Origin of the sequence: Methanoregula sp., from assembly GCF_049686655.1 — an archaeon.
Taxonomy (GTDB): domain Archaea; phylum Halobacteriota; class Methanomicrobia; order Methanomicrobiales; family Methanospirillaceae; genus Methanoregula.
The window spans coordinates 22,088-33,061 of record NZ_JBAVIG010000052.1; the positions used below are offsets into that span (position 1 = coordinate 22,088).

A 10,974-nucleotide genomic window follows, 5' to 3' on the forward strand; every position below is an offset into this window, starting at 1 on the left:
GAAACAATAATTACCAGGACCGGGGAAGGCAAGATATATTATAACTCTCGGACAATACCGAACGATCAGGCTGTGGATCCAACGTATCGCATTCTCTACGTGGATGATGAACCAGACCTGCTCGAGGTCGGCAAACTCTTCCTTGAGCAGAGCGGAGAGTTCACTGTTGACGTAACTGCATCCGCCCCGGCCGCACTGACTCTGCTGGACACAAATAATTACGATGCCATCATCTCCGATTACCAGATGCCTGGCATGGATGGTATCGGATTTTTAAATACTATCAGGGCTTCGGGAAACACCATCCCGTTTATCCTCTTCACCGGACGGGGACGTGAAGAGATTGTCATCCAGGCCTTAAACGAGGGGGCTGATTTCTATCTCCAGAAAGGCGGGGAACCGGTATCGCAGTTCACTGAGCTCGCACACAAGATCCGGCAGGCTGTCGGGCGCAGGAACGCGGAGGCGGCTCTCCGGAATGCAGCCCGTGACTGGGAGACCACGTTTGCGGCTACAAGCGATGGCATCTGCCTCCTTGATCCGCATCAAAAGATTATCCGGTGCAACCATACTATGATGGAGATCGCCCGCGTAAAAACCGGTGAAGACCTTACCGGCCATGTCTGCTGGGAGGTGATGCACGGGACATCCACCCATATTGCCGAATGCCCGGTCGTATCGATGATGGCGTCCCATAAGCGTGAGTACGCGGAGATACCGATGGGCAACCGGTGGTTCGACGTGACTGCCGACCCGGTCCTCGACGGGTCCGGGAACCTTACCGGCATTGTCCACACTATGCGGGACATTACCCGGCAGAAACTCGCCGAGTCGGAGCTGAGATCTGCCTACGAGCAGATGACTGCCCAGGAAGAAGAGCTCAGGGGCCAGTATAACGAGATCGCGCTGCGCGAGCGTGAGGTCCACGAGAGCGAAGAGAAGTTCCGCGGGGTCTTCAACAATGCAAACGATGAGATCTATATCCACGGGATCCTGGCGGACGGATCCCCCGGCACGTTCATCGAGGTTAACGGTACCATGTGCAGCATGCTCGGCTACAGCCGGGACGAACTCCTGCGGATGACCGTAAACGACATCGTCTCCGGAGAGCACCGGAAAAACATGGCCCGGATCGGGGAGATCGTCGAAAGGGACGGGACCTCTACATTCTCTGCGGAGCACGGAGGAAAGACGGTTCTGTCTTTCCCGTGGAAGTCAACCTGCATAGCTTTTCGCTCTCGGGAAAGAAGATCGTTATTGCAATTGCCAGGGACATAACAGGACGGAAACGCACCGAGCAGGCGATCGAGCTTGCGAACAAAAAAATGAACCTGATGAATACTATTACCCGGCATAATCTTCTCAACATCTTCACCGGGCTTTCCGGGACTGTAGACATGGTCCTGGACACCCGGGACAAGGCAAAGCGGGATGAGCTCCTCATCCAGGTCAGGGATCTCGCCGGCCTGATTATGCACCAGATCGAATTCAGCATCGTATACGAAGAGGTCGGGGTGCGGGAGCCGGTCTGGCTTGCCGTGGAGGAGATCCTCGACCGCGTGAGCCCGGCGTTCGGGTATTCAGGGACCCGGATCACGACATCTCTTGCCGGGATCGAGGTGTATGCCGACCCGCTCTTCGAGAAGGTCATCTATACCCTCCTGGACAACGCAATCCGCCACGGTAAGAACGTGACAACGATCCGGTTTTCCGGAAAAGCCGTGGATACCGGGTTCATCCTCACATGCGAGGATGACGGGATCGGGATCCCCTCCGGTATGAAAGAGAAGATCTTCGAGAAACGGGAAGGCCAGGATTCCGGTTCCGAGCTCTTTCTTGTCCGCGAAATCCTTACCATCACCGGCATCACGATCCGCGAGACCGGCAAACCCGGTAAAGGAGCGCGCTTCGAGATAATGGTGCCAGACAGCAGGTACCGTCTCCGTACAGGCGAATAATAACGGCGTGGAATCAGTACGTCAGGTTCGCGGGCAATTGATGGTGCCATCCGAGCAGTTCCCGACCCGGGCGTCCATCGGGCACTCCGCTGAAGTATGGGCACAGTAACCGTCAGGACACCGGAACGGCTGGATCGCCGGGCATGCATTGTGCATACTCACGGGTGCATCCCCGGTGGAATTTGCGGGTTCCCGGAATGTGGCAGGCGGGCTTACATCTCCTGCAGCACCGGCAAATCCCGGGGTAGTGAAGACCGGGACCACCGGGGTCGTCATCACCGGCCCAGGAGTCGTAGTCGTGGCCTTTGGCAGGGTGGACGAGGATGACGAGGTGCAGCCGGTGGTGAGGATCGCAGCAACGATGCATGCGAGGATGACGAGGTGGGGTACGAATCGTCTCATAACTTCCGGTATGTGACGGTCATGGAGTAAAATGTTCCGGAACGGGGTCTTCATGCACGGAGTTCTCTGTTCACCCGGTGTCGGGTGCAGACCCTGTACTCCAGGGTGCAAAACAGTTCCCCCGAAGTAAACGATGACTTTTACCGGATATACCGGGTGGTGCGTGACGCAACGTACCTTAAAAAAAAGATTACTTGGTTGGGGCTTTTGTTTCACATTTCATTGCCATTGCCATTTTAATTGCCAGTATAATCATTAATACCCCGGCAATTATAAGACAAATACCCGTTACATACAGCGTACCGAGACTCATAGCCCCGCCAACTACCAGGGCAAGTCCGATTAAGACCAGTAATATGGCCGCTACTACTTTACTCATGTCAGTTCCTCCCTATGAATCTGTGGCAGCCTGGAACTTTCACCGGGTAAGAATCTCACGGGACAAAGAAGCTCAAGGGACAAGCTACCAGATACGCTTATGGATAGTCCGGTTGAAAAAGATATTCTTTCCCACTCGCGAGCCCGGTCATCACGGGTATAATCTTTAAGGGGAATCGCCGGGACCTGTGCGCAGGAAGTCCGGTGAGATGCCATTTTCCTCTGTTTCATGAATTACCCCATTAATAAACAGGGTTTCCACAATTCTCTTTTTTACTACATCCTGATTATTTCGTTCCTGTGGTGCCGGCAGGATGCCAGGGTGCACGTCATGGATTTCAGGTGCAGAACAGGGTTTACGTGCAAAGCCGGGACGGGGAGCGGGGATGCCCGGGAAAACGATCAGAACCCCGCCTCGAGCCCGTCGCTGATCGATCTCTTCTTCTCCGCGTTGAGCCCGGCAATGTAGTCCTCGTACCGGTGGATGCGGGTGCTGACCGGGAAGGGGATGCCGATCGTGGAGATGATCGCCTCACCGGTGTCAAGGGTCTGGATCTCGATCTCCATCTTCGAGAGGTCCTGCTTGGCGCTGCCCATGATGATCTCGCGATCGCCCCGGTCGCCGAGTCCCATCACCACGAAAGTGCTGATCTGGGCGAGCACTTTCTGGTCTATGTTCTTCGGCTGCTGGGTCACAACGCAGAGCCCGACCCCGAACTTCCTCCCTTCCATGGCGCACTCCCGGAAGATCTGGGTGGAGGAACCACCGGCCCCCAGCACCCTCTGGGCCTCCTCGATCGTGATGAGCACTTTCTTCTGTTCCGTTGGTTCGGCTTCCATGCCGAACTCCTCGGCCGATGCACGGTGGGCCTGCATGATCCGCCGGGTGATCATCGAGAGGACGAAGAGCTCGCTGCGCTCGCCCATGCGGGGGATGTCGATGAGGACCACCTTGTTGTCGTGCAGGTACCGGAGGATCTCCGGCACGCACGAGCCCGTTTCCCGGAAGAACTTCCGGTTACCCTGCACGATGTTTTTGACCCTGCGCTGGATCACGACGAGGGTGCCGGGCTGGAACGCCCCGAGTCTGCCTGCGATCTCCGGGTACGGCCCGGTGTACCGGTTCGCCCGGACCTCGTCCTGGAGCGTATCGACATTCGCTTCCATGAAGAACCGGATCACGTCGGTACCCTTGTATTCGCCAAGGGTCTCGACCACGTCCCATTGTGCCTGGGAGAGATCGTAGAGGAGGGCAAGGTCAGTCATCCGGAAGTCCTCGTAGTCGAGCCAGAGGCTGTTGAGCGAGTACTTCTTCCGGTCGCTCTCGCTGATGGTGAAGACGGCGAGGCCGTCCCTGCCTGCGCTGTAGTGGACGAGGCCGAGGGTCCGCTCCCCGGTGCTCGACTGCCCGCCCCTGACGTACTCCCCGTGGGGGTCGACCACCAGGAGGCCGAACTTCTGCATCTGCATGCAGGAGGCGCAGAAGGTCTTCATGAAGTTGGACTTGCCCATCCCTGTTGTTGCGAAGACGCCCATGTGCTGGGGGAGGACCCGGCTCGGGATCTTCACGGCGAGATCCTTCAGCACGCCCTGCCCGGTCCGCATGACGCCGACCTCGATATCCCCCATGACTTTCGTGAGGAACGCAAAGTCCGCGGTCTCCGGGATCTTCACCTCAGAGAATTTGGTCGGGACGGTGCGGGGTTTCCGGAATACCCCGTGCTCGTCAACGAAGCCGAGCGGCACCGCTTCGACCCCGAGGAAGACGTCCTCGCCGAGGCCGTAGAAGTGCTCGCTGAACGGGCGGGTGTCCCAGCGCTCGTCGGCAAAGTTGGACTCGTGGACCAGGTCGCTAACCTTGGCATAGAACGAATACCCCTTGGCGGTATCGGTGATCTTCAGGATATCCCCGACAAAGAGTTTTGCCGCATGGGGGATGATGAACCGGTAGAAGAGCACGCTCTTCCCGATCAGCCGGAATTTCGTAGTGTCCGTTGTGTCAATATCGTTCAAAGTCACCATGTAAATCACCAAAGAGGTCTTCAAATCTCCTGTTCCGGATCCCCCGCTCCGGGAGGCCGGCTTTTATGTCCTGCTGGACCTGCAGCACCAGAGGTTCACCGATAACTACCGTGCGGTGGGCGTCGAGGAGCGGGTAGGGGTACCCGGGGACCCTGCCGTCGCCGGCACAGGCCGCGAGCGCCTGCATGGTTGCCGCTGCCGTCTGTTCATCCGTATCTTTTGGCAGCTCCATCTTCAGCGGCCTGCTCACCTGCGGGTGGAGCGACGCCACATAGACCTTCCCATGCCTGCCCTGCCGGTACTCGGCGTGGTCGAGCATATGTTCATCGATCGCGGTCCACCAGGGGCCGGCGATGCCGAGCTGCTCAACGAGGCCGCCGAGCGCGGGGAGGAGCGGGTGGCCGCCCCCCCACGTGGCCCGGGTCCGCTTTGCCACGGCCGCAAGGAGAATCCCCCGTTCCTGTGCGGTCCGGATGATCTCTTCCATGACCGGCTCGTGGTTCTGGCTGGAGACCCGGAGCGCCCCGTCGATCAGCAGGAGCGCTCCCGGCGGCAGGGTGGCCGCGGTCCTGAGGGCGACCCAGTACTCCAGCGTGTCGCGGAGGATCGCGGAGGCCCGCTCGGGGTCGCTGTTGTCGAGCCCCTTCTTTGGCGGGCTGCCGAAGCACTCCCGGAACAGCTCGTCGAAGTCCTGGTTCCGGTGGCCGGGGCCGATGGTGACGAGCGTGAGGGGCGTGACGGACCGGCCGGCGCGTTCGTTTCCCGCGAATGTTGTCCGGGCTGCCCTGATTGCGGCAATGGCAACACTCCCCCCTTCGAGGACCATCGCGTTTGACCCATCGACTGCGCTCACGATGCCGGAAGGACCGGAGGGTATAGGGCGGATATCGTCCCGGACGATCCTGCTTTCTCCCGCGAATTTTGCCACCAGGTCTTCCGGGACATGGGCGGCGATCCGCTGAAGCGCTTTCTGCACAGACTCCTCGTACGAGCTGCGGGTGTCCATCACTCCACCTCCCGGATACGGCTCGCCTGGTCCGTGCCCATCTCGACGATGAGCGTGTTTGCGAACTCTCCCTGCATCTCCGGGATATGGGAGATGAGGAGGATCTGCGGGAACCGGGACTCCTGCGTCCTGAGGGTGGTGAGGAGGTTTGCCCTCCGCTCCTCGTCCTGGCTGCCGAAGATCTCGTCGAAGATCAGGAACGTGCTCTCGTGGACATGGTGGAGCTCGGCGAGGTACCGCGAGAGGGCGATTCTCAGGGCAACCGCGATGTCGTCCTGCTCGCCGCCGCTGAACCGGTCGATCGGGTAGTCGTCATCCGCGTCCCGGATCACAAGGTTGAAGTCCTCGTCCAGGAGCACCTGCTCGTACCTTCCGCCCGTGATCTCGCTGATGATCCGGCTCACCTCGCCCTCGATCCGGGACCGGACTACCTGCATGAGGTAGACGACGTACTCGGCGATGACGGCCCGGGTCAGCTTCAGGAGCTCGATCTCGTCCTTCTGTGCCTGCACATGCTCCTTCAGGAGTGCGATCTGCTCTGCGGCCCGCTTGTGGTCCGCGATCTTCTCTTCAGTGAACCTGAGGTCCTTTGTTGCATGGGCAATCGCGACCTCCTCGTTCCGGAGGGACGCGTCGGTTTCGGATACTGCCCGTTCGAGTTTCGTGACGTCATCGGGATTGAACGCCGCCGCCCTGATCTCGTCCGCGAGTCTCTTCAGCTCGGCGTCCCGGCCCGCGATCTTCGCAGTGAGCTCGGCGAGGTGCTGCTGTGCCATCAGCCCCTGCCCGATCTTCTTCTCAAGCTCGATCGCCCGCATCTGGACCTTCTGGATCGCGGTGGTCTCCTGTTCGCAGGCCTGGTAGACCTCGTCTTTGTAATCGAGCCTGCCAAGGGACTCTTCGATTGCTTTTTGCTCCTGCACCTTCTTCTTCTGTTTCCCTTCGAGCTCGGTGAGTTCGGCCTCGTACACCGGCTGCTGCCGGAGTTTCTCCGTGAGGGAGCGGACCGCGTCGAGCGAGGGCTTCAGGACCTCGATCCCTGCCTTCTCCTTCCCGAGTTTCTCCTGCCGCTCCAGGTCCGCGACCGCTTTGTCCGCGAGCTCCTGCAGTTTGGTGTTGAACTCCGCATCGAGGTTCCCGAAGTGGTCCCCGAGCTTCTGCCGGCAGAGTGGGCAGACCCCGTCGGCCCCGGCGGCATGGATCGTCTTCTGGTCTACGAGGATCTTCTTCCGCTCTTCCTTATACCGCTCCAGCTGTGTGGAAAGAGTGCCGTCCCGTTTATTGATCTCGGCGAGCCGGAAGCTGGCGGCCTGTTCGAGCCGGTCCTCGGCGATCTCCTGCTGGGTCCCGAGGCCCGCCCGGATTTTCGCCACGAGCTCCGCCTTCATCCGCACGTCCGCTTCGAACTCTTTGATCTTCGCCTTCTGCTTCCCGGCCCGGGCCGCGAGATCGGCGAGCTCCCTGGTGGCGAACCCGAGCTCCGCGTTCAGCCGGAGGTACTCGGCCCGCTTCTCCCGGAGCCCGTCCAGCCGCTGGCGCATCTCCTCGTAGGAACCGGCAACGTCTTTGATCTTATTGAACTCGGCCTCCTCGTCCCTCACGAGTGCGATGGCGGCTTCGAGCTTCCGGGCCTGTGCTGTATCTTTGTCCCGTTCGCTGCGGAAGGTCTGCTCCTGCTGCTGGAGCCGGGCAAAGGCGGTCTTCTTCTCCGCAAGAAGTTTCAGCCCGGCATCATACTCTTTCCGCCTGTTCGTGAGGAGGTCGCGGGCCTTCTCATGCTCCGCGATCGTGGCATGGAACCCGGCGACCGATGCTTGGAGCCGGGCAAACTCCTCTTCGCTCTGCCGGCCTGCCATCGCGGAGAGTTCGCCCTCCTTCCGCTGGAGCTCGCCGGTCTTCACATCGATCCGCTCTTTTAAGATCTTCTGGCTCTCGGTGTTCAGGTAATCGATCCCGAGCGCCCGGAGGAACCACTCCTTACGTTTCGCCGGGGTGTTGTCGAGCAGGGTGAGGAGGTCTTTCTGGCCAGCGTAGATCGTATTTCGGAAGTCCACCGGCCCCATCCCGAGCGTACGCTTCACCTCCGCTTCCACATCGCTGACACCATGCGCCCGTTCCTTTCCGTCTTTATAGAAACTCGCCTCGTGGGTAGCTGTCTTTCCCTTCTTAAATGTGCGGAGGACTGCGAAGTTGTCCCCGCCGATCCGGAACTCAAGCCTCACCTCGCACTTCTCTTTCGGTCCCGCGAACGAGGAGACGATGTAGTCGGCGGCGATCCCGGTCGCCTGCACGCCGTACAGGGCAAAGAAGATCGCCTGGACGATAGAGGACTTCCCCGTGCCGTTGTTCCCGAGGATGCCGGTGATGCCGTCCTTGAAGCAGATCTCCTCGTCCCGGAACCGCTTGAAGTTTTTGAGGACGAGCCGGTCGAGGATCATGGGAGGGCTCCTGGTGCCATTATCCCGCTGTTCGCTGAACCGATGCTCCCTGCTCTTTTAGTCAGTAGGGTTTGACGCTCCTGGGGGCTCTGCCCCCGCCGCGTGGGCATCCCCCGGTTGTGATGAGGCTGTATTACCGGAAATGTTACCTCGTTTTTTGTGTACAGGTAACACAACGTCATCGCAAACGGGGCGCCACAGCGGCGGGGCGAAGCCCCTGGAGCGTCAGATAATTCCGGGTGATCCCTGCAAAGGAGAGAATATCCGGTGAACCGATCACAATCACTCTTTAAATTCCGGTTCATGATCATTCCGCCGTCTCCCGGTGCTCGTCCATCACGGTTTTGAGAACCTCGGTCCCGCACTCTGCAATATATGCCCGCTGCTTTTCGGAGAGCCCCTTCTTCCCGATGAAGGCGTCGAACTCCTGCAGGTAATCGATCAGCCGGATGTCCTGCTGGAGCGGGACCGGGCTTTCCTCAGCCTCCGTCCTCACCCGGATCTTCAGGTCGAGGAGCTGCTCGCGGACCCCGGCGAGTTCCTTCGTATCGATCCCCTTCCCGTGCTCCCGGGCGAGCCCGTCGAGCGTCACCTGCGCCATCGCGTACCGCGGGAGGCCGGCCTTCTCCACCCGGGCGATGATCTCGGCCGTCACATCCCCGGGGTGCATCCCCCCGCATTTGATCGTCCCACAGTCCGCCATCGGCGTCTTCGGGAGTTCCAGGTGCCGGACACCGCGCCGGCCCAGGTCCACGATGAGGCCCCCTTTCGCGTCCGCGATCTCCCCGTACGTCAGGAACTCCGTGGAGCCCGAGTACCAGGCATTGTCCGTGACCTGGCACTGGCGGTGGTAGTGGCCGAGCGCGATGTAATCGAACCGGTCCGAGAGGATTGTCCCGTCCAGCTCGTGTTCCGCGACGGTGGCGAGGCGTTTGTCTTTGAGCTGGGTTGCGAGGCCGTGGGTCACGAGGACGTTGTTGTGATCTGGGCTGAGTTCTATCTGGTCGTAGGCCGTGCGGTAGTCTTCCGGTCTCAGCATGTTGGGGATGAGGTGGAAGACGGTGTCTCCGATTTCTACCTGCTCGTACCGGAATTTGTAGGCGGCCTTGATTGCGGATTTGTGGTATGTCAGGACTTCGTATGGACTCGTTGTGTACCGTGTTTTAACCATGCTGTGGTTGCCGGCGATTATTATGAGTGGGATTTCGGCGGCGTGGAGACGTTCGAGGGCTTCGAGAACGGTCGTGTAGGCTTTGGTTTTGGGTTTCACCGTGTCGAAAAGATCGCCGGCGTGGATAAGGGCGTCTGGCGTTTGTTTTATGATCTCATCTATCGTTTTGAGAAAGTTCTCGTAGATTTGTTTTTCGCGGAGATTCATGCCGGACTCGGGGTCTAACCGGGAGAACGCTGCGAGGCCCAGGTGGGTGTCGGCGATGTGGATGAGGTTCATCGTATAATTCTTAATGGAGTTTTATGGGATATAAGCGGAAGGGGGAGAGGGTGAAAATGAGTGGGTATTTTTTGGGTAACAATTCCCAGAAGATCAGCCTGCCCGGCATATCACTCTGGTTCCCGGTATTATTTCCCGAAATATCCCGCAACTTTTTTCAGGTGCGACTGGATCGGGAGGCCCTGGGGACATTTCTCCTCGCATTCCCCGCATTCCTTGCAGAGTGAGGCAAAGTGGGGCTGGTTGTCGAAGAACCCTCCGCAGAGCATCTGGTAATGACCCGCGGCCTGCTCTTTCGCATCGTAAATATTCCCCTTGTTGAACTCCTCGAAGCAGATCGGGATGTTCACGCCATTCGGGCAGGGCATGCAGTACCCGCAGTTGGTGCAGGGGATCATGACCCGCTGTTCCAGTTCTTTTTTCACCTTCCCGTACAGGGAGAGTTCCGCTTTCGTGAGCGAACCCGCATGCCCTGACTCTGCGAGAGCGACATTCTCCTTGACCTGCTCCATCGCCGACATGCCCGAGAGCACGACCGTCACTTCCGGGTGGTTCCAGACCCAGCGGAGCGCCCATTCGGCAGGGGTGCGCTTGGTTTTTGCCGTCTGCCAGATCTCCCGCACTCCCGCGATATCCCGGCCCAGCAGGCCGCCGCGGATCGGCTCCATGACAACGACCCCGAGCCCTTTCTTCGCCGCATAGTGCAGCCCTTCCGTCCCCGCCTGGTAGTGCTCGTCCATGAAATTGTACTGGATCTGGGTAAATGTCCAGTCGTACGCGTCCACGATTTTCTTGAACACCGGCACGTTATCGTGGAACGAGAACCCGGCATGGCGGATCCGGCCGTCGGCAATCGCATCGTTGAGGAAGTCCGTGATGCCAAGACCCGAGAGGTTCTCCCAGAACCCCGCGTTGAGCCCGTGCACCAGGTAAAAATCAATGTGATCGGTTTTCAGCCTTGTAAGTTGTTCATTGAGGTACTTGTCCATGTCCTTGCGGGACGTGATCAGCCAGCTGGGGAGCTTGGTTGCGATGTGCACTTTCCCGCGATACCCGCCGGCAAGTGCCCGGCCGACAAAGGGCTCGCTCTCCCCGGCATGGTAGGGCCAGGCCGTATCGATATAATTCACGCCGTGGTCGATGGCGTACCGGAGCATCTTCGTTGCGAGGGGCTCGTCGATGTTTCCGTCCGCCGTCACCGGCAGGCGCATGCAGCCGAAGCCGAGGATGGAGAGGTCCTTGTCGTTCATTTTCCGGTAGAGCATGGTTGTTCTCACTTAGTTCCGGGTAGGGGTGCGATGGGGGATAAAGGTGATGGGG

At 59.4% G+C, this 10,974-nt stretch carries 9 protein-coding genes; 2 read left to right on the plus strand and 7 right to left on the minus strand.

Features of this window, described 5'->3' with window-relative positions; genetic code table 11:
• Positions 1–72 precede the first annotated feature (72 nt).
• Positions 73–1,278, plus strand: a complete 1,206-nt coding sequence (locus WBL42_RS06785) for a response regulator (RefSeq protein WP_424720516.1) — start codon at positions 73–75, stop codon at positions 1,276–1,278.
• On the plus strand, positions 1,209–1,958 hold the full coding sequence (locus WBL42_RS06790) for a sensor histidine kinase (RefSeq protein WP_424720517.1): 750 nt from the start codon (positions 1,209–1,211) through the stop codon (positions 1,956–1,958). Before WBL42_RS06785 ends, WBL42_RS06790 begins: the two co-directional genes overlap by 70 nt.
• Positions 1,959–1,979: 21 nt before the next feature.
• Here the strand turns inward: WBL42_RS06790 and WBL42_RS06795 are convergent, their stop codons facing one another.
• The 7 genes from WBL42_RS06795 to WBL42_RS06825 all read right to left on the minus strand — a co-directional run bounded on the left by WBL42_RS06795 (position 1,980) and on the right by WBL42_RS06825 (position 10,931).
• A complete protein-coding gene (locus tag WBL42_RS06795; RefSeq protein WP_424720518.1) occupies positions 1,980–2,360 on the minus strand; it encodes a hypothetical protein in 381 nt (126 codons plus the stop codon).
• Between the two features lie 190 nt (positions 2,361–2,550).
• On the minus strand, positions 2,551–2,739 hold the full coding sequence (locus tag WBL42_RS06800) for a hypothetical protein (protein WP_424720519.1): 189 nt from the start codon (positions 2,737–2,739) through the stop codon (positions 2,551–2,553).
• Between the two features lie 401 nt (positions 2,740–3,140).
• Entirely contained in the window at positions 3,141–4,760 is a 1,620-nt protein-coding gene (locus WBL42_RS06805; protein WP_424720520.1) for an ATP-binding protein, read from the minus strand.
• On the minus strand, positions 4,738–5,766 hold the full coding sequence (locus WBL42_RS06810; protein ID WP_424720521.1) for a DNA double-strand break repair nuclease NurA: 1,029 nt from the start codon (positions 5,764–5,766) through the stop codon (positions 4,738–4,740). The genes WBL42_RS06805 and WBL42_RS06810 overlap by 23 nt, the downstream gene beginning before the upstream one ends.
• Positions 5,766–8,204, minus strand: coding sequence for an AAA family ATPase (locus WBL42_RS06815; protein ID WP_424720522.1), 2,439 nt, complete (start codon positions 8,202–8,204; stop codon positions 5,766–5,768). The genes WBL42_RS06810 and WBL42_RS06815 overlap by 1 nt, the downstream gene beginning before the upstream one ends.
• 307 nt (positions 8,205–8,511) lie before the next feature.
• Complete coding sequence (locus WBL42_RS06820) at positions 8,512–9,654, minus strand: metallophosphoesterase family protein (protein WP_424720523.1); 1,143 nt, start codon at positions 9,652–9,654, stop codon at positions 8,512–8,514.
• A gap of 128 nt (positions 9,655–9,782) precedes the next feature.
• Positions 9,783–10,931 carry an aldo/keto reductase gene (locus WBL42_RS06825; RefSeq protein ID WP_424720524.1) on the minus strand — a complete coding sequence of 383 codons (1,149 nt, stop codon included), beginning with the start codon at positions 10,929–10,931 and terminating at the stop codon, positions 9,783–9,785.
• Between the last annotated feature and the right edge of the window lie 43 nt (positions 10,932–10,974).